At 70.5% G+C, this 22604-nt stretch carries 20 protein-coding genes and 1 riboswitch; of the genes, 11 read left to right on the top strand and 9 right to left on the bottom strand.

The genetic code is table 11. The features are described from left to right. Window positions 1-8: 8 nt before the first annotated feature. Together aroA and IEY91_RS01175 are read right to left on the bottom strand one after the other, a co-directional pair. The gene (gene aroA, locus IEY91_RS01180) at window positions 9-1352 is read right to left on the bottom strand and encodes a 3-phosphoshikimate 1-carboxyvinyltransferase (RefSeq protein WP_189172488.1); all 1344 of its coding nucleotides are present in this window, start codon (window positions 1350-1352) and stop codon (window positions 9-11) included. A 238-nt stretch (window positions 1353-1590) separates the two neighbouring features. Beyond that, window positions 1591-2313: a M50 family metallopeptidase gene (locus IEY91_RS01175; protein WP_189172487.1), complete on the bottom strand. Its 723-nt coding sequence runs from the start codon at window positions 2311-2313 to the stop codon at window positions 1591-1593. 49 nt (window positions 2314-2362) lie between these two features. On the opposite strand from IEY91_RS01175, the gene IEY91_RS01170 reads away from it, so the two are divergent. The 10 genes from IEY91_RS01170 (at window position 2363) to IEY91_RS01125 (ending at window position 12973) form a co-directional block, all read left to right on the top strand. After that, complete coding sequence (locus IEY91_RS01170; protein ID WP_189172486.1) at window positions 2363-3178, top strand: SOS response-associated peptidase; 816 nt, start codon at window positions 2363-2365, stop codon at window positions 3176-3178. A gap of 1 nt (window position 3179) precedes the next feature. Continuing rightward, window positions 3180-3830 carry an alpha/beta hydrolase family protein gene (locus IEY91_RS01165; protein ID WP_189172485.1) on the top strand — a complete coding sequence of 217 codons (651 nt, stop codon included), beginning with the start codon at window positions 3180-3182 and terminating at the stop codon, window positions 3828-3830. Window positions 3831-4081: 251 nt separating this feature from the next. Further along, complete coding sequence (locus IEY91_RS01160; protein WP_189172484.1) at window positions 4082-4768, top strand: sigma-70 family RNA polymerase sigma factor; 687 nt, start codon at window positions 4082-4084, stop codon at window positions 4766-4768. Next, window positions 4765-5091 (top strand): mycothiol system anti-sigma-R factor, encoded by a 327-nt coding sequence (gene rsrA / locus IEY91_RS01155; protein ID WP_164320848.1) that lies wholly within the window; start codon window positions 4765-4767, stop codon window positions 5089-5091. Before IEY91_RS01160 ends, rsrA begins: the two co-directional genes overlap by 4 nt. Window positions 5092-5282: 191 nt before the next feature. After that, window positions 5283-6677: an HD-GYP domain-containing protein gene (locus IEY91_RS01150; RefSeq protein ID WP_373287863.1), complete on the top strand. Its 1395-nt coding sequence runs from the start codon at window positions 5283-5285 to the stop codon at window positions 6675-6677. Between the two features lie 38 nt (window positions 6678-6715). Continuing rightward, entirely contained in the window at window positions 6716-8143 is a 1428-nt protein-coding gene (locus tag IEY91_RS01145) for an HD-GYP domain-containing protein (protein WP_229696613.1), read from the top strand. Between the two features lie 164 nt (window positions 8144-8307). Beyond that, window positions 8308-9288, top strand: coding sequence for a tetratricopeptide repeat protein (locus tag IEY91_RS01140; RefSeq protein ID WP_164320846.1), 981 nt, complete (start codon window positions 8308-8310; stop codon window positions 9286-9288). Window positions 9289-9402: 114 nt separating this feature from the next. Next, entirely contained in the window at window positions 9403-10053 is a 651-nt protein-coding gene (gene def / locus IEY91_RS01135) for a peptide deformylase (RefSeq protein WP_164320844.1), read from the top strand. Between the two features lie 428 nt (window positions 10054-10481). After that, window positions 10482-11597: a terpene synthase family protein gene (locus IEY91_RS01130; protein WP_189172483.1), complete on the top strand. Its 1116-nt coding sequence runs from the start codon at window positions 10482-10484 to the stop codon at window positions 11595-11597. Continuing rightward, window positions 11594-12973, top strand: a complete 1380-nt coding sequence (locus IEY91_RS01125; RefSeq protein ID WP_189172482.1) for a bifunctional albaflavenone monooxygenase/terpene synthase — start codon at window positions 11594-11596, stop codon at window positions 12971-12973. The genes IEY91_RS01130 and IEY91_RS01125 overlap by 4 nt, the downstream gene beginning before the upstream one ends. Window positions 12974-13004: 31 nt before the next feature. Here the strand turns inward: IEY91_RS01125 and IEY91_RS01120 are convergent, their stop codons facing one another. After that, the gene (locus IEY91_RS01120; protein WP_164320838.1) at window positions 13005-13976 is read right to left on the bottom strand and encodes a helix-turn-helix domain-containing protein; all 972 of its coding nucleotides are present in this window, start codon (window positions 13974-13976) and stop codon (window positions 13005-13007) included. Window positions 13977-14069: 93 nt separating this feature from the next. On the opposite strand from IEY91_RS01120, the gene IEY91_RS01115 reads away from it, so the two are divergent. Continuing rightward, window positions 14070-14336, top strand: a complete 267-nt coding sequence (locus IEY91_RS01115) for a hypothetical protein (protein WP_189172481.1) — start codon at window positions 14070-14072, stop codon at window positions 14334-14336. Here IEY91_RS01115 and IEY91_RS01110 read toward each other — a convergent pair. From IEY91_RS01110 to IEY91_RS01085, 6 genes are all read right to left on the bottom strand, one after another. Next, window positions 14249-15256, bottom strand: a complete 1008-nt coding sequence (locus IEY91_RS01110; protein WP_164320834.1) for a ribonucleotide-diphosphate reductase subunit beta — start codon at window positions 15254-15256, stop codon at window positions 14249-14251. The two genes, IEY91_RS01115 and IEY91_RS01110, sit on opposite strands and share 88 nt — an antisense overlap. Window positions 15257-15258: 2 nt before the next feature. Continuing rightward, the gene (locus tag IEY91_RS01105; protein WP_189172480.1) at window positions 15259-17700 is read right to left on the bottom strand and encodes a ribonucleoside-diphosphate reductase subunit alpha; all 2442 of its coding nucleotides are present in this window, start codon (window positions 17698-17700) and stop codon (window positions 15259-15261) included. 129 nt (window positions 17701-17829) lie between these two features. After that, window positions 17830-17970: riboswitch (cobalamin riboswitch) on the bottom strand. Between the two features lie 170 nt (window positions 17971-18140). Further along, the gene (gene mctP / locus IEY91_RS01100) at window positions 18141-19769 is read right to left on the bottom strand and encodes a monocarboxylate uptake permease MctP (RefSeq protein ID WP_189172479.1); all 1629 of its coding nucleotides are present in this window, start codon (window positions 19767-19769) and stop codon (window positions 18141-18143) included. Further along, window positions 19766-20059 carry a DUF3311 domain-containing protein gene (locus IEY91_RS01095; RefSeq protein WP_164320828.1) on the bottom strand — a complete coding sequence of 98 codons (294 nt, stop codon included), beginning with the start codon at window positions 20057-20059 and terminating at the stop codon, window positions 19766-19768. The genes mctP and IEY91_RS01095 overlap by 4 nt, the downstream gene beginning before the upstream one ends. A 137-nt stretch (window positions 20060-20196) precedes the next feature. Then, window positions 20197-20397, bottom strand: coding sequence for a CstA-like transporter-associated (seleno)protein (locus IEY91_RS01090; protein ID WP_164320826.1), 201 nt, complete (start codon window positions 20395-20397; stop codon window positions 20197-20199). Further along, window positions 20394-22544 carry a carbon starvation CstA family protein gene (locus IEY91_RS01085; protein WP_189172478.1) on the bottom strand — a complete coding sequence of 717 codons (2151 nt, stop codon included), beginning with the start codon at window positions 22542-22544 and terminating at the stop codon, window positions 20394-20396. The genes IEY91_RS01090 and IEY91_RS01085 overlap by 4 nt, the downstream gene beginning before the upstream one ends. Window positions 22545-22604: the final 60 nt, after the last annotated feature.

Below are 22604 nucleotides of genomic sequence, written 5' to 3'. Positions count from 1 at the left end.
ATCGCCCGTCAGTTCCCGAGCATCCCGGCCCACAGTTCGGGGAAGTCGGGCAGCGTCTTGGCCGTCGTCTCGACGTTCTCGATCTGTACGCCGGGGACGGCGAGGCCGATGATCGCGCCGGCGGTGGCCATGCGGTGGTCGTCGTACGTGTGGAAGACGCCGCCGTGCAGCGGGCGCGGGCGGATGTGCAGGCCGTCGGCGGTCTCGGTGACGTCGCCGCCCAACTCGTTGATCTCCTTGGTGAGCGCGGCCAGGCGGTCCGTCTCGTGCAGCCGCAGGTGGGCGACGCCGCGCAGGGTGGAGGGCGAGTCGGCGAGGGCCGCGACGGCGGCGATGCCCGGGGTGAGCTCGCCGACCTCGCTGAGGTCGACGTCGATGCCGTGCACCGAGCCGGAGCCGGTGAAGGTCAGCCCCTGCTCGGTCAGCTCGCAGGAACCGCCCATCTCGGTGAAGATCCGGCGCAGCGCGTCGCCGGGCTGCGTGGTGCGCGCGGGCCAGTCGGGGACGGTGACGCGGCCGCCGGTGATCAGGGCCGCGGCCAGGAACGGCTGGGCGTTGGAGAGGTCCGGCTCGACCGTCAGGTCGCGGCCGAGCAGGGCGCCGGGCGTGACCCGCCAGACGTTCGGCTCGCCGCCCGCCTCGGGGGTGTCGACCTGGGCGCCGACCGCGCGCAGCATGGCGACGGTCATGCGGATGTGCGGCATGGAGGGCAGTGCGCTGCCCACGTGACGTACCTCCACGCCCTGGTTGAAGCGCGGGCCCGAGAGCAGCAGCGCGCTCACGAACTGGGACGACGAGGAGGCGTCGATCTCGACCCGGCCGCCCTCCAGGGCGCCGCCGCCGTGCACCGTCAGGGGGAGCGCGCCGGGGCTGCCGAGCGAGCTGTCGTCGATGCGGGCGCCGAGGGCGCGCAGCGCGTCGATCACGCCGTGCAGCGGGCGCTCGTACGAACGGGGGTCGCCGTCGAAGCGGATGGGGCCGTCGGCGAGCGCGGCGACCGGCGGCAGGAAGCGCATGACCGTGCCCGCGTTGCCGACGTCGACCGTGGCGGGGCCCCGCAGGCCGGAGGGGATCACGCGCCAGGCCTCGCCGGAGCCGTCCTGGCCGGCGGCGGAGCTGGACGACACGGTCTCCTCGATGCCGACGCCCATGGCGCGCAGCGCGGCGGCCATCAGGAGGGTGTCGCGCGAGCGCAGCGGGCGGCGCAGCCAGCCCGGCTCGTGGGCGAGCGCGGCGAGCACGAGGGCGCGGTTGGTGACCGACTTCGAGCCCGGGACGTGGACCGTCGCGGCGACGGCTCCGCTCGCGTGCGGGGCTGGCCAGAGGGCGGTGTGTGTCGGGTTCACGGTCATGCCCACACTTTAGTGGCTGGCGCCGACCGCAGATCTTGATCAAATGTGGCGAAACTCAGGCGAAACAGAGAACTGGTACGGATCGGGGGGCTGCCGTGGGGTGGCCGCCGGGTGACGACCCGGCATCGCCCGCCGTCAGGCCGCGCCCACCCTGCCGTCAGGCCGCGCCCACCCCGGCGCCAGGCCGCGCCCTCGCCGTCAGGCCCTGCCCGGCCCCGTCACGCCCTGCCCGGCCCCGTCACGCCGTGACCAGCCAGCGCCCTCCGCCTATCAGCGAGCACAGCGACACGGCGTGGAACAGGAACAGCCACATCCCCGCCGGAACGTGCGTCAGCCGCGACAGCTGGTCCGCGTCGGAGTCCCCGGCCCCGCCGTGCCTGCGCTTGGCCTGCAGCTCGAAGGCGGGACGTACGCCGCCCAGCAGCAGGAACCACACCACGGTGTACGCGAAGGCGGCCTGCACGTCGGTGTCCGCGAGCCAGGAGACGCCCAGGAACACCCCGCCGGAGACGATCACGGTCAGTGCGCCGTACGCGTTGCGGATCATCACGAGCATCGCGACGAGCAGGGCGGTGGCGAGCCACAGCAGCATGGTGATGCGGCCCTCGCCCAGCAGCGCGGCGCCGCCGAGGCCGAGCAGCGGGGGCGCGGTGTAGCCCGCGGCGGCGGTGAGGATCATGCCGAGGCCGGTGGGCTTGCCGCGGCTGACGGTCAGGCCGCTGGTGTCGGAGTGCAGCCGGATGCCGTCCAGGCGGCGCCCTGTGAGCAGGGCCACCAGGCCGTGGCCGCCCTCGTGGGCGATGGTGACGGCGTTGCGGGAGACGCGCCAGACGCCGTGCGGGACGACGGCGGCGAGCGCGACGACCCCGGTGACGATCACCAGCCACTCCTCGGGCGCGGACTGCGTACCCGTCAGGCGGTCCCAGAGGTCGCTCAGGCTGGCGGAAGCGGAGGTGTGCATTGCTCGGTTGGCTCCCTGTCGTCGGCCGCGGCATGGCAGTGTGGCACGTATGTGCGGACGGTATGCATCGAGTCGTAGACCAGAGGATCTCGCGGGAATCTTTGAGATCGAGAAGTGGGAGCCGGAAGAGGCCCTGGAGCCCGACTACAACGTCGCTCCCACGAAAGAGGTCTACGCCGTCCTCGACCGTCCTCTGAGAGACGCTGAGGACCGTCGTCCGGTTCGCCAGCTCCGCAAGCTGAAGTGGGGACTCGTGCCGTCCTGGGCGAAGACGCCGGAGGGCGGCGCCCGGATGATCAACGCGCGCGCGGAGACGGTGCACGAGAAGCCGTCGTACCGCAGGGCGTTCGCGGCCCGCCGGTGCGTGCTGCCCGCGGACGGCTATTACGAGTGGGTGACCGGGCAGGCCGAGCGGGACCTGGAGGTCGAGGGCAAGAAGAAGCGGCCGCGCAAGCAGCCGTACTTCGTGACGCCGGCCGACGGGTCGGTGTTCGCCATGGCGGGTCTTTACGAGTTCTGGCGCGACAAGACGCTCCCCGACGAGCACCCCCTCGCCTGGTGGGTGACGTGCTCGGTGATCACCACGGAGGCGGAGACCACGCCGCTCGGCGTCGCCCCCAAGGAAGGCCCGCAGGCGCTCGCGGACATCCACCCGCGCATGCCGCTGATGCTGACGCCCGACCGCTGGGACGCCTGGCTCGACCCCGCCCGCACGGACGTGGACGACCTGCGCACCCTCCTCGAACCGCCCCCGCACGGGCTGATGCGGGCCTATCCCGTGTCCACGGCGGTGAGCAGTGTGAAGAACAACGGCCCGGAGCTGCTGACGGAGCTGGAGGCTCCGGAAGAGGGCACACTCTTCTGACGTGACCAAGAGCAAGTCTGTTGAAACGGTGGAGACCGGCGCCCCGGGTGCGGCGCGGATCACCTGGTACGTCGCCGAGGGCGCGCGGTTCGTCCTCGCCGCCGGCCACGGTGCCGGCGGAGGCATCGAGGCCAAGGACCTCCAGGCCCTCGCCGCCGAGCTGCCCGCGCACGGCGTGACAGTGGCCCTCGTCGAGCAGCCCTGGCGGGTGGCCGGCAAGAAGGTGGCGCCCGCGCCCAAGACCCTCGACGTCGGCTGGCGCGGCCTGTGGCCCGCGCTCACGAAGCCCGGCCTCCCGGTGATCGCGGGCGGCCGCAGCGCCGGGGCCCGGGTCGCCTGCCGCACCGCAGGCGAGCTGGGCGCGGCGGCCGTGCTCGCGCTCAGCTTCCCGCTGCACCCGCCGGGCAAGCCCGAGAAGTCCCGCGCGGACGAGCTGCTCGGCGCGGGCGTGCCCACGCTCGTCGTCCAAGGCGGCAACGATCCCTTCGGCAAGCCCGCGGAATTCCCCAAGGGAAACACGTACGACCTCGTGGAGATCCCTTTCGCGGATCACGGCTTCTCCGTACCGAAGAAAGCCGCCCTCTCGCAGGACGAAGCCGTGAAGCGCATCACGGACGCCGTCGTCAAGTGGACGGGAATGCTGAGCCCGTGACGGCTGTTGTCGCGAACAGACCACACACACTCGTTGTGCGGTACGGATCACACACGCTGTTCGTACGAGAGGGAGTCCGCCGCATGGGTTCGACCATCTGCCCGAACCGCTCCAGCGCCTCTGACCTGGAGTGGAGCGTGCTGAGCGCGCCCAAGGCCGCGCCTATTCGGGCGGCGCGCGGTGCGGGTCGTCGTCTATCCTCCGATTCGAGTGGGGTCGGCATCGATTCCACCACGTCGTTGTCGGAGGAGGTGGGTCCGGTCGCTGGGACCGACGCAGGGACCGAGCACGGCCAGTCCGAGCAGTCCGGGCAGCCGGAGGGATCCGAGGAGACCGCCGCACAGCGCACGGCCCGCTTCGAGCGGGACGCGCTGACGTTCCTCGACCAGATGTACTCGGCGGCGCTGCGCATGACGCGCAATCCGGCCGACGCGGAGGACCTGGTGCAGGAGACCTACGCGAAGGCGTACGCGTCGTTCCACCAGTTCCGCGAGGGCACCAACCTCAAGGCGTGGCTCTACCGCATCCTCACGAACACGTTCATCAACTCGTACCGCAAGAAGCAGCGCGAGCCCCAGCGCAGCGCCGCCGAGGAGATCGAGGACTGGCAGCTCGCGCGCGCCGAGTCGCACATGTCGACGGGTCTGCGCTCCGCCGAGTCGCAGGCGCTCGACCACCTGCCCGACTCGGACGTGAAGAACGCGCTCCAGGCGATCCCCGAGGAATTCCGCATCGCCGTCTATCTCGCGGACGTCGAGGGCTTTGCGTACAAGGAGATCGCGGACATCATGGGTACACCCATCGGTACGGTGATGTCCCGTCTTCACCGCGGCCGCCGCCAACTCCGCGGCATGCTCGAGGACTACGCGCGCGACCGCGGCCTGGTCCCGGCCGGTGCCGGAGAGTCGACGAACGAAGCGAAAGGCTCGGGCTCATGAGTTGCGGAGAGCCGCACGAGACTGATTGCAGTGAAGTCCTGGACCATCTCTATGAGTTCCTGGACAACGAGATGCCGGACAGTGACTGCACCAAGTTCCAGACACATTTCGAGGAGTGCTCTCCCTGCCTGGAGAAGTACGGCCTCGAGCAGGCGGTCAAGAAGCTGGTCAAGCGCTGCTGCGGCCAGGACGACGTGCCCGGTGACCTGCGCGCCAAGGTCATGGGCCGGATCGACCTGATCCGCTCAGGTCAGGCTGTGCCCGACCACGACCTGACGGCGGCGCCGGTGGACGGCACGGCCGCGCGGGCCACGGAGGCCTGACCGGGCCCCTGGGCCTGCTGAGCCGGTGGACCCGGCCGACCGGGGCCTGACCCGTCCGGCCGGATTCGTTCGGCAGTCGTTCGTTTCTCTTCTTTCTTTCGCCGTTTCTCACTCGAAGGTGCTAATTCGCGGCTGCGAGCCGTGGCATGCCCGACCCCCGTTCTAGTCTCCGGACCTGAATCGGGGAGGTGGTGGCGATTTCTTCTTGGCGCTCGGTGCCCGCGCGGGCCCGGGGGTACGTCCTGTGCGTCGCCCTCGGCGGCGCCGCCTGCGTCGCACCCGCGCTCCGCACCGACACCCGCTGGTCCGTCCTCGCGCTGCTCGCCGCCCTGTACGCCGGTGGCGAGCATGCCGTGCGCCGCGATGTCGCCGCCCGCACCTTCTTCCCCGTGCTGCTCGCCGGGATCTTCCTGCTGCCGCCCGCCGCGGCCGCGCTCGTCGCCGTCCCCGGGGCGCTGTGCGCCCGCGTGGAGCGGCAGCCGCGCGGGCTGCGCCGCATCTGGCGCGCGGCACAGCTCGCCCTTGCCGCCTGGGCCTCCGGGCACGCGTACGCCGCGCTCGGCGGGCCCGTCGCGGCCTCGGCGCCCGATTTTCCGTACGTCCTGCTGCCCGCCGCGGCCGCCGTGCTCGCGTTCGCCGGGGTGCTGAGCGTGCTCGACGGCGGGATCCTCGTGACGGCGGAGCGGGTGCCCGCGCGGATGGCCTGGCGCGGGCTGCTGCCCCGGTCGCTCGCGCCCGTCGCCGTGCACGGGCTCGCCGGGCTGATGATGGCGGTGCTCTGGTCCAGCCCCTACGGGCCGCCCGCCGCGCTCCTCGTGCTGCTCCCGATGGGCGTCTCCTGCTGGGTGTTCGAGCAGTACCACCGCGAGCGGTCCGCCCATCAGGCCACCATCCGCGCGCTCGTGCAGGCCGTCGACCTCAAGGACCGCTACACCCGCGGGCACAGCGAGCGGGTCGGCCGCGCCTCCGTGCTGATCGCGCGCGAACTCGGCATGGACGACGAGCGCGTGGAAGTGCTGCGCTTCGCCGGGATCCTGCACGACGTCGGCAAACTCGGCGTCCCCACGCGGCTGTTGCGCAAGGACGGCCCGCTGACCGCCCAGGAGCGCCGGGTGATCGAGCTGCACCCCGAGTACGGACACGAGATGGTCCGCGGCATCGGCTTCCTCGGCGAGGCGCGCGCGGCGATCCTGCATCATCACGAACGCATCGACGGCAGCGGATACCCCTACGGTCTGACGGGCACTCACATCCCGGAATCCGCACGGGTGGTGGCCGTCGCCGACGCCTTCGACGCGATGACGTCCACCCGCTCCTACCGCCGCGCCCGCCCCGTCCCGGCCGCCCTGGCCGAACTGGAACGGTGCGCCGGGGCGCAGTTCGACGCGGCGATGGTGGGGGCGCTGGTGCGGGCGCTCGACCGTTACGGGTGGGACTCGGAGGTCACGGCTGGGGACGGCGGGGCGGAGGTGGCGCCTGAGGGCTTGCCCGCGGCCGTGGGCCACGAGGTTCCCGGGGCCGTGCCGGACCACGCCCCCCAAGCCCTGGCCGATCTCCCCCCGACGTACCGCCCCGCCCGGCGGTGAGCCCGCGCTCCGGTAAGCCCTCGTCCGCCTCTGCCGCCGTGCCGGTCCTCGTCCGTGTCGCCGCCGCCCTTCTCGCCGCCGGGGCGCTCGGGGCGACCCTGTGGCGTGGGGCCGAGGAGCCCGGGATCGCGTTGGCCTTCGGGGTGCTCATAGCCGTGGGGGAGCTGGCGCGGTGGGGGAGCGGGGGGCAGCGGGAGCCCGCGCCGCTCGGCTCCGCGGGCGCCCTCGCGTACGCCCTGCTCGGCGAGTGCGGCGAGCAGCCCACGCACCACGGCGTCCTCCAGGTCGTCGCCGTCGTCGTCGCGGCGGGCCTGGTCGGGGCCGTGCCGCACGTGGCGGTGGGCCGCGGCCCCTCCCCCGACCACCTGGCCCGCCGGGTGCTCGCCGTCGGCTTCGCCGCGCTGTGCTTCCAACCCCTGTACAACTCCGGCCAGTTGGCGGCCCTGGCCGGGCACGGGCCCGGGTACGCCGTCGTCATCGTGACGCTCCTCGCGCTCACCGCGCTGTGCGACGCCGTGCTCGCCGCCGCCATGGCGCACGCCCGGTTGGGGTGGCCGTTCGGGCCGTTGCTGCGGGAGGAGCTGCGGGGCATGTCCGGCATCGGGTCGGCCGTGTGCGCGACGGGGGCGGTGATGGCGCTCGGCGTCGCCGTGGCCGGGCTGTGGGCGCTGCCCGTCTTCAGCCTCCCGCTGCTCCTCACCCAACTGGCCTTCCGCCGGTACGCGGCCGTACGCACCACCTACCGCCAGACCATCGCCTCCCTCGCCCGCGCCACCGAGATCGCCGGCTACACCCCCGCGGGCCACGCCCGCCGCGTCGCCGACCTCAGCCGCGCCGTCGGCCGCGACCTCGGCCTCTCCGGGCCCGACCTGGGCGTCCTGGAGTGCGCCGCCCTGATGCACGACATCGGCCAGCTCTCCCTCGTCGACCCCGTCCCCGCGGGCGCCACCGCCGCCCTGCCGGAGGCCGAGCAGCGCCGCATCGCCCTGCTCGGCGGCGCCGTCGTACGCCAGACAGGCGTCGCCGCGGACGTCGCGGTGGTCGTGGAGCGCCAGGCCGATCCGTACCGCGACCAGCCGCTCACCGCACGCATCGTGCGCGTCGCCAACGCGTACGACGAGATGGCGAGGGAACAAGGACCACAAGGGCCCCTCACCGCCCTGGAGCGGCTGCGCCTGGCCACCGGCCGCGACTACCAGCCGGAGGTCGTGGAGGCACTCGCGCGGGTGCTCGCGCGGGGCAGGGGGAGGCCCGGGGAACGGCGGGGTGCCGGGGGTCCCTCCGGGGGCCCGGCCACCGGTCCCGCCGAGGGCCCGTACGGGAGCCCGTCCGAGGGTCCGGTCGAGGGCCTGTACGAGGGGCCGGTCGAGGGCTCGTACAAAAGCCCGTACAAGGGTCCTTCCGAGGGCCCCGCCACGGGCTCCTCCGAGGCCGTTCGCAAGGGTCCCGCGGGGGAGCGCGGGTGATGGCTGCGGGGCGTGCGCACAAGGCCGTCTGACCCTGCCCTCACCTGGGTAACCCATGGGTAATGAGCGGCCGTCCGACGGTCCGTGGTTGGATGCGAAGGAAGCGCGAAAGCGCGGCAGCAGGGCAGCGGGGAAACCCCGACAAGAGCTGGCAGGCGGGAATCGTGAGGATCTTCGGCAAGGGACGGCACCGGCCCTCCGCCTCCTGGCGGCAGGCCACCGACCGGGCGTTCACGCTCATCGGCGACGGCCGCTACGAGGACGCGGGCGCGCTCCTGACACGCGCCGCCGATCTCGAACCCTGGCTGTCCGAGTCCTGGTTCAACCTCGCCCTCCTGCACAAGTTCCGGCACGACTGGGAGCAGGCGCGGGCCGCGGGCCTCAGGGCCGTCGCGCTGCTCGACCGCTCCGCGGGCGCGCCGGACTGGTGGAACGTCGGCATCGCGGCGACCGCCCTCCAGGACTGGCCGCTGGCCCGCCGCGCCTGGCAGGCGTACGGCCTGAAGGTGCCCGGCGGCGTCGCCGCCACCGGTGAGCCGATGGGCATGGAGCTGGGCAGCGCGGCCGTGCGGCTCTCGCCGGAGGGCGAGGCGGAGGTCGTGTGGGGGCGTCGGCTCGATCCGGCGCGGATAGAGGTCCTCTCCATCCCGCTGCCGTCCTCCGGGCGGCGCTGGGGCGAGGTCGTCCTGCACGACGGGGTGCCGCACGGCGAGCGGACCACGGCCGCCGGGCACGCGTACCCCGTCTTCGACGAGATCGAGCTGTGGGCGCCCTCGCCGGTGCCCACCTGGGTGGTGCTCCTGGAGGCCGCCACCGAGGAGGACCGGGACGCCCTGGAGCGGCTCGCCGCCGACGCCGGGTTCGCCGCCGAGGACTGGTCGTCGTCCGTGCGGCTGCTGTGCCGGATGTGCTCGGAGTCGCGGATGCCGAGCGACGAGGGGGACGGGGAGCATCTGGACCCCCACGACCACAGTGAGCCGGGTCATCCCGGGCCGCTGGGGCACCGGAGCCCGGGGGCGCTGTGGGTGCCCGAGCGCGAGTGCGGGATCGCCGCGCCTGCGGGGCTTGTACGGGGGCTCCTCGACGGATGGGTCGCCGACAGCCCGGACTCCCGCGATTGGCGGGACCTCGAGGAAGTCTGCTGAGGCCCTTGAGCCGGCGGTCGGCGGGGTGAGGGACGCCCGTCCGGCGAGTGTGGACGCCGTACCCTGTACGGGCACCACAGGCAGCGGTTCCCAGGAAGAAGGCATACGGCGGACATGGCGCAGGACACTGAGCAGAGTTACACGGGTGGAGTGCTCCCGGTCGACGACGAGGGCTTCGTCATCGACACGGAGGACGCCGAGGAGCGCGAGACGGCCTACCGCGAGCGCGGCACGTCCCGGCCGATCACGGTCGTCGGCAACCCGGTCCTGCACAAGGAGTGCAAGGACGTCACCGCCTTCGACGACGAGCTGGCGAAGCTCGTCGACGACATGTTCGCCACCCAGCGCGTCGCGCAGGGCGTGGGCGTGGCCGCCAACCAGGTCGGCGTCGACCTGAAGGTCTTCGTCTACGACTGCATGGACGACGAGGGCGTCCGGCACGTGGGCGTGGTGTGCAACCCCGTGCTCCAGGAGCTGCCCGCCGACCGGCGCAGCCTCGACGACTCGGGCGAGGGCTGCCTTTCCGTGCCCACCGCCTACGCCCCGCTGGCCCGCCCCGACTACGCGGTCGTCACCGGCCAGGACGAGCAGGGCAACCCCATCAAGGTGCGCGGCAACGGCTACTTCGCCCGCTGCCTCCAGCACGAGACGGACCACCTGTACGGGTACCTGTACATCGACCGCCTCTCCAAGCGGGAGCGCAAGGACGCGCTGCGGCAGATGGAAGAAGGCACACCGCGCTACCCCGTGGTGCCGAATGACTGATCTGCGCCACGAATGAGGCGCGCGGGAAGCGCGTGACAGCAGCGGCCCCTGGTCGGGGAACACCCCACTGACCAGGGGCCGTTGGCGTACCCGCTCAGAACCAGACAGGACTAGCCCACGATCGGCCGCCGGTGATCCATATTCGGTCACGTAAGGGGATGTTCTCGGCATGCTGGGGTAGTGAATGGCGCAAATCTGTTCCCTGAACGGTCAGTTGTGGTGCTGAATGGAAAGCGCGGGGATACGCAACGGCGCGCGCCCGGCACGGCGGGAGGGGCGTGGGTCCTCAAGCGGTCGAGAGGGGTTTGTTCGTGCCTGCTTCCTCACACAGCACTTCGCAGTCGGACCGGACGGCAGCGGTACCGACAGGGCTACCGGCATATGCGGCGGAACGCGTCCCGCGGCAACGCCGGAAGCCCGCAGGGCCGATGCGTCCGGCCGTTCGAACACGAGTGGTATCCGTACCGCCCGCACTGGCCCTTCCGGTGGTGGAGTCGGAGTTTCCCCGGCATCTGCATCCGTATTGGCCAAAGCTTCAGGAGAACTCGCGGGCATGGCTCCTGGAAAAGCGGCTCATGCCCCCCGACAAGGTCGCGGCATATGCCGACAGCCTTTGCTACACCGACCTGGTCGCCGGGTACTACATCGGCGCCCCCGACGAACTGCTCGACGCCATCGCCGACTTGAGCTCCTGGTTCTTCGGCTGGGACGACCGGCACGACCGCGACGCGGTGCACGGCAGGACGGCACAGTGGCGGCGGCTGTGCCAGGGCCTGCACGCGACCCTGAAGCACCCGCGACAGCACCTGGGCCACCCGGACCCACTGGTCGCGGGCTTCGCGGACTGTGTCGTCAGGCTCTCTTCGCACCTCGGGCCGCGCTGGAACGCGCGCTTCGCCCGGCACTTCCACCCGGTGATCGACGCGTACGACCACGAGTTCGGCAACCGGCGCACCGGGACCGTCCCTGGCGTCGAGGCGTACGTGGAACTGCGCCGGCTCACCTTCGCGCACTGGGTCTGGATCGATCTGCTCGAACCCACCGCGCGCTGCGAATTGCCGGACGCCGTGCGGAAACACCCGGCCTATCGCGCCGCGGCGCTCGCGACGCAGGATTTCTCCGCCTGGTACAACGACCTCTGCTCGCTTCCGAAGGAGCTCGCGGGGGACGAGGTGCACAACCTCGGGATATCCCTCATCCAGCACGAGGGACTTTCGCTGGAACAGGCGGTCGCGGAAGTCCACCGGCGGGTCGGTGACTGCGTCGGCGACTTTCTCGCAGTGGAGCCGGAAGTCCTCCGGCTTGCCGACGGATTGGACGACGGAAGCGCGGAGGGAAGGAAAGTGAGCGCCGCGCTGCAATCGTGCGTCTTCAATATGCGGAACTGGTTCAGTTCCGTGTACTGGTTCCATCACGAATCCGGCAGGTATCGCGTCGACAGTTGGATCGACCGGACCCTCCCGCCGTACGTCTCCGACGCGGCGGCCCCCGAATTCTCCGAAATCGAACTGGCAGAAAACAATCCCTCTGGTGGTGAAGAATGACCGTTGAATCCGCCGCGTCCGCGATACCCGCGACCGCCGCTCCCGAACGGCTCCGCATTCCGCCCGTCGTCCAGGGCGGAGCACCACTTCTCGGCCACGCGTGGAACCTCGTGCGTGATCCTCTAGGATTCCTGGCCGCCCTGCGTGACCACGGCGATCTCGTCAGGATCAGGCTCGGACCCAAGACCGCGTACGCGGTGTGCGATCCGAAACTGGTCGGCGAGATGCTGAAGAGCACCGACTACATCGTCGGCGGGCCGCTCTGGGACACCCTGGGTGTCCTGCTCGGCAAGGGCGTCGCGACCAGCAACGGCCCGCTGCACCGGCGCCAGCGCCGCATGATGCAGCCCGCCTTCAGGCCCGAGCGCATCGCCGACTACGCCAGAGTGATGGAGGAGGAGGCACAGGCGACGGCGGCCCGCTGGGACCACGGCAGCACGGTGGACGTCAGCGCGGAGATGTTCCGCACCGCGGTGCGGATCGTGTCCCGCTCGCTCCTGGAAGTCGAGTCGATCGGTGAGAAGGCGGACCGCATCAGCGATTCGCTGCACACCGTCTTCGAAGGCCTCTACCGCCGTATGGTCCTCTCCGTCGGCCCGCTCTACCGGGTGCCGACGCCCGCCAACCGGCGCTTCGCACGCGCGCTTGCCGATCTGCACGCGCTCGTCGACGAGATCATCGCCGAACGCCGCGCCCTCGGTAACGGCTCGGAACAGGACCTCCTTGCCGTATTGCTCGGCGCCCGCGACGAATCGGGGCAGCCGCTGACGGATCAGGAGATCCACGACCACGTCGTCTCGCTGGTGGTGGCGGGAGCGGAGAATGTCGCGTCCACGCTGGCTTGGACGTTCCATCTGCTCACCGAACACCCCGACCAGGAAAGGCGGTTGGTTGAAGAGGTAATGTCCGTGACGGGGGGACGCCCGGTCGCCTTCGCCGATCTCGGGCGGCTGCCGCACACACGCAATGTCGTCACGGAGGCGATGCGTATACGGCCGGCCGCGTGGATTTTCACGCGCCGCTCGGTGGCCGAGACCGGTCTGGGCGGCTATCGCATTCCGGCCGACGCGGACATCGTCTACAGCGTGTACGCGATGCAACGCGATCCGCGTTCGTTCGAGCGGCATCTGGAGTTCGACCCGGACCGGTGGAATCCGGAACGCGCCGCGAGCGTACCGGAGTTCGCGATGATGCCGTTCAGCGTCGGCAACCGTAAGTGCCCCGGCGATCACTTCAGTCTGGCCGAGCTCACCCTCATCCTGGCCACCGTCCTGCCGAAGTGGCGCCTTTCCCGGTCCGAGCGGACCGACACGGGCACCAAGGTCGGCATCACGCTGCACCCCAAGAAGCTGGTGCTGCGGGCCGAGCGGCGCTGACCGCGCGCCCGGTGCCGGCTCCCGCCCCCGTTCAGGCGGCCGAGTCGGCCCCGGGCCCACGGAACGTACGCCGATACGCGTTCGGCGTGGTCCCGAGCGCGCGGACGAACTGATGGCGCAGCGCGGCCGCGTTGCCGAAACCGGCGAGGCCCGCGACCGCGTCCACCGTCTCGTCCGTCGTCTCGAGCAACTCCTGCGCGCGCAGCAGGCGTTGGCGCAGCAGCCAGCGGTAGGGCGTGGTGCCCGTCTCCTGCTGGAAGCGGCGGGCGAAGGTGCGGGGCGACATGTGGGCGCGGGCGGCGAGCCGGTCGACGGCCTGCTCCTGGTCGAGATGGCGCTCCATCCACGCGAGGACCTCGCCCACGGTGTCGCACCGGGTGCGCGGCAGCGGCCGCTCGATGTACTGGGCCTGGCCGCCGTCGCGGTGCGGCGGGACGATCATCCGGCGCGCGATGGCGTTGGCGACCTCCATGCCGTTCTCCCTGCGGACCAGGTGCAGGGCGGCGTCGATGCCCGCGGCGGTGCCCGCGGAGGTGATGACCGGGTCCTCGTCGACGTACAGCACATCCGGCTCGACGATCGCGCGCGGATAGCGTCGCATCAGCTCCTCGGCGTGCCGCCAGTGCACGGCGCACCGCCGCCCGTCGAGCAGCCCGGCCGCGGCGAGCACGAAGGCGCCGGTGCAGACGCTGAGCACCCGGGTGCCGCGGTCGGTGGCGCGGCGCAGGGCGTCGAGCAGGTCGGGCGGGAAGTCCCGGGTGACGTAGGAGTCGCCCGCAGGGACGGTGATGAGGTCGGCCTCTTCGAGCCGGTCGAGGCCGTGCGCGGTGGTGATCGTGTACCCGGCGTGGGTGGAGAGCACCGGACCCTCGGCGGAGGCGACGGCGAAGTCGTACACCGGCAGCCCCTCGTCGCTGCGGTCGAGGCCGAACACCTCGGAGACGACGCCGAGTTCGAAGGGATGCACGCCGTCGAGCACGACGGCGGCCACGTTGGTCAGCATGGAGCCAGTGTGCCGCGTCCCTGGCAGGAAATCGAGGGTGTGCGACAGTTCTGCCACTCACGGCGAAGGACGGCCGGCGCGAGAGTGGATGTCATGAACGCACACGACGCACTCAACACGCTGGCCGTCCTCGGAGTCTTCCTGCTCATGGCCCTGCCGTCACTGATCGGCCACGCGCACGACCGGCGGATCGACCGCCAGCTGCGCGACGCCGAGCGCGGGCCGGGCCCCGAGCCGGGGTCCGGCCCGGAGCCGGGCCGGACCCTCGCGGCTCAGAACTCGTCGTCGAAGGAGACCGAGCCCTCCACGGCGACCTGGTACGCCGACGGGCGCCGCTCGAAGAAGTTGGTCAGCTCCTGAACGCCCTGCAGCTCCATGAACGAGAAGGGGTTCTCGGAGCCGTACAGCGCGGGGAAGCCCAGGCGCACGAGCCGCTGGTCGGCGACGCACTCCAGGTACTGGCGCATCGACTCGGTGTTCATGCCCGGCAGACCGTCGCCGCACAGGTCGCGTCCGAACTGCAGCTCCGCGTCGACGGCCTCCCTCAGCATGTCCGTGACCTGCTGCTGAAGCTCGTCGTCGAAGAGGTCCGGCTCCTCCTTGCGGACGGTGTCCACGACCTCGAACGCGAAGTTCATGTGCATGGTCTCGTCGCGGAACACCCAGTTGGTGCCGGTGGCCAGGCCGTGCAGCAGGCCGCGGCTGCGGAACCAGTAGACGTACGCGAAGGCGCCGTAGAAGAACAGCCCCTCGATGCACGCCGCGAAGCAGATCAGGTTGAGCAGGAAACGACGGCGGTCGGCCTTCGTCTCCAGCCGGTCGAGCTTCTCGACCTCGTTGATCCACTTGAAGCAGAACTGCGCCTTCTCGCGGATGGAGGGGATCTCCTCGACCGCGTCGAACGCGGCCGCGCGGTCGTCCGGGTCGGGGAGGTAGGTGTCGAGCAGCGTCAAGTAGAACTGGACGTGCACGGCCTCCTCGAAGAGCTGACGGCTCAAGTAGAGCCGCGCCTCGGGGGAGTTGATGTGCTTGTAGAGCGTAAGCACCAGGTTGTTGGAGACGATCGAGTCGCCGGTCGCGAAGAACGCGACCAGGCGGCCGATCATGTGCTGCTCACCGGGCGTGAGCTTGGCGAGGTCGGCGACGTCCGAGTGGAGGTCGACCTCTTCCACGGTCCAGGTGTTCTTGATCGCGTCGCGGTAGCGCTCGTAGAAGTCCGGGTAGCGCATGGGCCGCAGGGTCAGTTCGAAGCCCGGGTCGAGCAGGTTCTTGTCACTCATGATTACTGGCATGCCTCGCAGGACTCGGGGTTTTCCAGGGAGCAGGCGATCGCGTCCGGGTCGCTCACCTGCTGGGGGACGGGGGCCGGGGCAGCGGCGGCGGCCGAACCACCCGCCGCGCGGGCGATGCGCGTCGCCGGGCGCGAACGCAGGTAGTACGTGGTCTTCAGGCCGCGCTGCCAGGCGTAGGCGTACATCGAGGAGAGCTTGCCGATGGTCGGCGTCTCCAGGAACAGGTTCAGGGACTGCGCCTGGTCCAGGAACGGCGTGCGGTCGGCGGCCATGTCGATGAGCCCGCGCTGCGGGATCTCCCAGGCCGTGCGGTACAGCTCGCGCACGTCCGCGGGCACCCAGGTGAAGCCCTGCACCGAGCCGTTGGACTCACGCAGCGCCTCACGGGTCTGCGCGTCCCACACGCCGAGCCGCTTCAGCTCGTCCACCAGGTAGGAGTTGACCTGGAGGAACTCGCCGGACAGCGTCTCGCGCTTGAAGAGGTTGGAGACCTGCGGCTCGATGCACTCGTACACGCCCGCGATGGACGCGATGGTGGCGGTCGGCGCGATGGCGAGGAGCAGCGAGTTGCGCATGCCGGTGACGGCGATACGTTCCCGCAGCGCCGCCCACCGCTCGGGCCAGGTCAGCTCGACGCCGTAGTGGTCGGGGTGCAGGACGCCGCGCGCGGTGCGGGTCTTCTCCCAGGCGGGGAGCGGGCCGTTGCGCTCGGCGAGGTCGGCGGACGCCTCGTACGCGGCGAGCATGACGCGCTCGGCGATGCGCGTGGAAAGCGCGCGCGCCTCGGGCGAGTCGAAGGGCAGCTTCAGTTGGAAGAAGACGTCCTGCAGGCCCATCGCGCCCAGGCCCACGGGCCGCCACTTGGCGTTGGAGCACCCGGCCTGCTCGGTCGGGTAGAAGTTGATGTCCACCACGCGGTCGAGGAAGGTGACGGCCGTGCGCACGGTGGCGTCGAGCCGCTCCCAGTCGATGTCGCCCGCCGCGGTGTCCACGAACGCGCCGAGGTTCACCGAACCCAGGTTGCAGACGGCCGTCTCGCCGTCGTCCGTGACCTCCAGGATCTCCGTGCAGAGGTTGGAGGAGTGGACGGTGTGGCCGGGCTCGGCCGTCTGGTTGGCCGTGCGGTTGGCGGTGTCCTTGAAGGTCATCCAGCCGTTGCCGGTCTGCGCGAGGGTGCGCATCATGCGGCCGTACAGGTCACGGGCGGGGATGGTCTTCTGCGCGAGACCGGCCGCCTCCGCCTTCTTGTACGCGGCGTCGAACTGCTCGCCCCACAGGTCGACGAGCTCGGGCACGTCGGCCGGGGAGAACAGCGACCACGGCTGGTCGGCGGCGACGCGGCGCATGAACTCGTCCGGGATCCAGTGCGCCAGGTTCAGGTTGTGGGTACGCCGGGCGTCCTCGCCGGTGTTGTCCCGCAGCTCCAGGAACTCCTCGATGTCGGAGTGCCACGTCTCCAGGTAGACCGCGGCGGCGCCCTTGCGGCGGCCGCCCTGGTTCACGGCGGCGACGGAGGCGTCGAGCGTCTTCAGGAACGGCACGATGCCGTTGGAGTGCCCGTTGGTGCCGCGGATCAGCGAGCCGCGCGAGCGGATGCGGGAGTACGAGAGCCCGATGCCGCCGGCGTGCTTGGAGAGCCGGGCGACCTGGTGGTACCGGTCGTAGATGGAGTCCAGCTCGTCGAGCGGCGAGTCCAGGAGGTAGCAGGACGACATCTGCGGGTGCCGGGTACCGGAGTTGAAGAGCGTCGGCGAGGACGGCAGGTAGTCCAGACGGCTCATCAGACGGTAGAGCGCGGCGACCTCGTCGAGCGCCCGCACCGAGTCGTCCTCGGCGAGACCGGCGGCCACGCGCAGCATGAAGTGCTGCGGCGTCTCGACGACCTTGCGGGTGATCGGGTGGCGCAGCAGGTAGCGGCTGTGCAGCGTACGAAGGCCGAAGTAGCCGAAGCGGCGGTCGGCGCCGTCGGCGAGCGCGTCCTCCACGAGAGAGTCGAGGCGCTCCGCGTGCAGGGTGGTGAACTCGGCGGTGCGGTCCGCGATCAGGCCCTCGCGGTGGCCCACGGCGACCGAGTCGGAGAACGACGTGACGCCCTGTGAGGCGGCTTCCTCACGAATGCCGATGGTCAGGAGCCGGGCGGCGAGCCGGGAGTAGGCAGGGTCCTCGGAGATGAGTCCGGCGGCCGCCTCCGTCGCGAGCTCCCGCAGCTCAGCCTCGTCGGCCTTCGCCGAGCGGCCGCGCAGCGCGGCGGCGGCGACCCGGCCGGGGTCGGCGTCGGGGAGGTCGACGGTGAGGTCGGTCAGGGTGCGCAGCAGCGCGGTGCCTGGACCGTCGGTGGTCGGCGCGGCCTGCTGGGGCTCAGTCTGCTGGCCGGCCTGCGCCGGCTTCTGCTGGGCCTGCGCTGACGCGGGTTCGGCGGGCGCGATGGTCACGTGGTGCTCTCCCTCGCTCGGCTCTGGGCCTTGGGAGAGCGGCACGGCGCGGCTGCGCCCGCGCAGGGGCGACTCCGCGTCCACCAACCCATTCCTCGAGGCCCGGACGTCTCGGCACCCGGACCGGACGATCCGGGTACGCCGTCGGCAGGTCGTCGGACTCACCGGCACATCGTGTGGCGCGAACGCCCAAATCCGTACCAGTACACCGTTGCGGGACAGTTCCGGACTTGCACCGGATTCCCCTGCGGCGACAGCGAGCACGAGCATACATCTTGTGTTCGGTGACGCGAGGCAGGCCCACATGTTGTGTCGGGTGTGTTGCGCGCCACCCTGAGGCACGGCCCGGGGCGCGCACGACGAACGGGCCGCCGATCGCGTCGGCGGCCCGTGTCACGTACGGGGATCCCCTGAAGTGGGTGTGGGAAAAGAGTACTGGCTCAGTGGCCCGAGCCCGCGCCCACCTTCGGCAGTTCGGCCGCCACGCCCTTGTCTCCGGCGTCGGCGGTGTAGTCCTCCGGGGAGGTCTCGTCGATGCCCTCGGGGGCGTTGAAGGCCTTCAGGGCGAAGGTGAGGACGACGGTCACGACGACGTTCAGGACGAAGGCCGTCAGGCCGATGTAGCCGATCTCACCGATGCCCGGGATCTCCTCGGACGAGCCGCCGAAGTGCTTCTGCGACGGCGAGGCGACTCCGTACGCGGCGACCGTGCCGTAGACCATGCCGACCGCCCAGCCCGCGAGCAGCGCCCAGCGGTGGAACCAGCGCGTGAACAGGCCGCCGACAAGCGCGGGCATGGTCTGCAGGATCCAGATGCCGCCCAGGAGCTGGAAGTTGATGGCGACCGTTTTGTCCATGGTGAGCACGAAGGCGAGCGCGCCGACCTTCACAAGGAGCGAGACCAGCTTGGAGACCTTGGTCTCCTGTGCCGGGGTCGCGTCCGGTTTGATGAAGTCCTTGTAGATGTTGCGGGTGAAGAGATTCGCGGCCGCGATGGACATGATGGCCGCAGGCACGAGCGCGCCGATGCCGATCGCCGCGAACGCGACACCCGTGAACCAGTCCGGGAACATGTCCTCGAAGAGCTGCGGGATCGCCAACTGCCCGTTCTCGACCTTGACCCCGGCCGCGATCGCCATGAAGCCGAGCAGCGCGAGCAGGCCGAGCATCAGCGAGTACAGCGGCAGGATGGTGGTGTTGCGGCGGATCACGTCGCGGCTGCGCGAGGACAGCGTCGCGGTGATCGAGTGCGGATACATGAACAGCGCGAGCGCGGAGCCGAGCGCCAGGGTCGCGTACGTCCAGGTCCCCGCGTCGCCGGGCACGAGCGCGCCGACCGGTTTCCCGGTGGCCTCGTTCGTCGCGGAGAACTTCTCGTTGGCCGCCCGGAAGATCTCGTCGAAGCCGCCGAGCTTGATCGGGATGTAGATGATGGCCACCGCGATCACGATGTAGATCAGGGTGTCCTTCACGAATGCGATCAGCGCGGGGGCCCGCAGTCCGGACGAGTACGTGTACGCGGCGAGCACACCGAAGGCGATGAGCAGCGGCAGGTCCTTGATGAACCAGTTGGTGTCCTCGCCGCCGCCGACGCCCATCACGTCCAGGACGGCCTGGATGCCGACCAGTTGGAGCGCGATGTACGGCATGGTCGCGAGGATGCCGGTGACGGCCACCGCGAGCGACAGGCCCTTGGAGCCGAAGCGGCCCCGGACGAAGTCCGAGGTGGTGACGTACCCGTGCTTGTGCGAGACGGACCACAGGCGGGGCAGGAACGTGAAGATCAGCGGGTAGACGAGGATCGTGTACGGCACCGCGAAGAAGCCGGCCGCGCCCGCCGCGTAGATCGCCGCCGGGACGGCCACGAAGGTGTAGGCGGTGTAGAGGTCGCCGCCGAGCAGGAACCAGGTCACCCAGGTGCCGAACGACCGGCCGCCCAGGCCCCATTCGTCGAGGCTCTGCTCGTTCTCGGCCCTGCGCCAGCGGGACGCCAGGAAGCCCATGACGGTGACCGCGAGGAAGAAGAAGATGAAGACGGCGAGCGCGACGCCGTTGACGCCGTCGTTCACCGGGACGCCCCTTCCTTGAGGAGGTCCGCGCGGGCCTTGCGGCCGCGCTGGTCACGCTGCCACAGCTTGTACGCGATCATCGTGAGCACGGTCGATATGAGCACCCAGAGCATCTGGTACCAGTAGAAGAACGGGATGCCGATGAAGGCCGGGTCGACCTTGGCGTAGGAGCTCACCCAGAGCATCGCCACGAAGGGCGCCACGAGACAGAGGGCGATGACCACGCGGACCGGCGTGACCACCGGTGGACTCACTTCAGGCGCATCAGGCACTTCAGGCGCATCCGGCATGGCGCGGCTCCCGTTCGCTCACTTGTCCCGTTCTTAACGTTCGGGAAATCTAAGCGACCGGTCTCGCGGTACGGAACCCCTGTCCGTATAACGGACGGGTACCGGAAGTGTGCGTGTGCCTGCGCAGTTGTGCCTGCTCAGCAGCAACGGAAGCCCTGCCGTGGGTCCGACTCCTGCCGGTCCGTCCGCATCCGCTCGAAGGCTCTGCGGCTCGGCACGGTGGCGGCCGGGTGGTCTTTGCGTACGTGTGCCACGTACCGCTCGTACGCGGACTCGTCGGTCAACTCCCTTACGTACCAACGCATCCAGCGTGCAGCGCGCCGCAGCGCCGCGGTCATGACGAGTCCCCGGGAGCCGCGGGCGCGGTCGACGCCGCGGCCAGCTCCGTCTTCTCCTCCTTGGTCGCGAAGAGACCGGCGGGCGCCACCGTCTTCGACTCCACGAACGGCGCCTCGCTCAGCTTCGACGACAGCGGATCGCGGACGTGCCGGACGCAGATGCGGATCGCGTCGGCGATGACGATCACGATGAGGAGCGCGAGGGCGGCCGAAAGGATGCCGTCCACCGTGGAGTTGGTGACGACGGTGTGCATGTCGTCCATCGACTTGGCGGGCGGCAGGACCTTGCCGTCGTCGATGGCGTCCTGGTAGATCGAGCGCTGCTTGAAGAAGCCGACGCGCGGGTCGCTGGAGAACACCTTCTGCCAGCTCGCGGTGAGCGTCACCGTGGCGTCCCAGGCGAGCGGGATCCCGGTGATCCAGGCCCACTTGAGGCGTCCGGACTTCACCAGGAGGGTGGTGCAGACGGCGAGCGCGACGGCAGCGAGGAGCTGGTTGGCGATGCCGAAGATCGGGAAGAGCTGGTTGATGCCGCCGAGCGGCTCGTGCACGCCGACCCAGAGGAAGTAGCCCCAAAGCCCGGTCACGACGGCGCTGGTGATGACGAGGCCCGGCTTCCAGCTGATGTTCTTGAAGGGCTTGTAGACGTTGCCCAGCATGTCCTGGAGCATGAAGCGGCCCACGCGGGTGCCCGCGTCGAGCGCGGTGAGGATGAACAGCGCCTCGAACATGATCGCGAAGTGATACCAGAAGGCCTTCAGCGAGCCGCCGGTGACCTTGGAGAAGATCTCCGAGACGCCGATCGCGAGGGTGGGCGCGCCGCCCGTGCGGGAGAGCAGCGAACTCTCCTCCACGTTCTTGGCGGCCTGTGCCAAGTCCTCGGGGGAGATGGTGTATCCGAAGCCCGCGACGGCCTTCGACGCCTCCTGGACGGTGTCGCCGACGACGCCCGCGGGCGCGTTCATCGCGAAGTAGAGCCCCGGGTCGATGATGGACGCGGCCACCAGGGCCATGATCGCCACGGCCGACTCCATCAGCATGGAGCCGTACCCGATCATCCGGACCTGCGTCTCCTTCTGGATCATCTTCGGCGTCGTACCGGAGGAGATCAGCGCGTGGAAGCCGGAGAGCGCGCCGCACGCGATGGTGATGAAGACGAAGGGGAAGAGCGAGCCTGCGAAGACGGGACCGTCGCCGCGCGAGGCGAAGTCGGTGACCGGGTCCATCTTCAGCGTCGGCAGGGTGATGATCACGCCGAGCGCGAGCAGCACGATGGTGCCGATCTTCATGAAGGTCGACAGGTAGTCGCGCGGCGCGAGCAGCATCCACACCGGCAGGATCGAGGCGATGAAGCCGTACGCCACCAGCCAGATCACCAGCGTCGACGGCGCGAGCGTGAACGCCTCCGCCCATGACGACTCCGCCACCCAGCGGCCCGCGATCAGCGCGAACAGCAGCAGCGAGACACCGATGAGCGAGACCTCGCTGACCCGGCCCGGCCGCAGGATCCGCAAGTAGAAGCCCATGAACAGTGCGATCGGGATCGTCATCGCGATGGAGAAGGTGCCCCACGGCGACTCGGCGAGCGCGTTCACGATCACCAGGGCGAGCACCCCGAGCAGGATGATCATGATGGCGAAGGCGGCGAACAGCGCCGCGGCGCCGCCGAACGGGCCGATCTCGTCCCGCGCCATCTGCCCGAGCGAGCGGCCGTCCCGGCGGGTGGAGAAGAACAGGACCACCATGTCCTGCACGGCCCCCGCGAAGATCACTCCCGCGATGATCCAGATCGTGCCCGGCAAATAGCCCATCTGGGCGGCGAGCACAGGACCGACCAGCGGCCCGGCGCCCGCGATGGCCGCGAAGTGGTGGCCGAGCAGCACGCGCCGGTCGGTCGGGTGGTAGTCGATGCCGTTGTCGAGCCGCTCGGCGGGGGTGGCCCGGCGCTTGTCGACCTTCAGGACCTTGTACGCGATGAACTTCGAGTAGAAGCGGTAGGCGATGGCGTACGAGCCGAGCGCGGCGGCCACCATCCAGGCGGCGGACACCTCCTCGTCCCGGGAGAGCGCGAGTACGGTCCAGCCCGCGGCGCCCACCAGGGCCACGACTGACCACAGGGCGATGCTCTTGGGGTTCGCTGTGCGCACGGGGCCGTCCTCCCGTTCACGTATCTGCGGTGACGGGAGGACGGTAGGACAGGAAAGTGA

Source organism: Streptomyces lasiicapitis (assembly GCF_014646335.1).
Classification (GTDB): Bacteria; Actinomycetota; Actinomycetes; order Streptomycetales; family Streptomycetaceae; genus Streptomyces; species Streptomyces lasiicapitis.
This window is presented reverse-complemented; position numbering and strand designations above follow the sequence as displayed.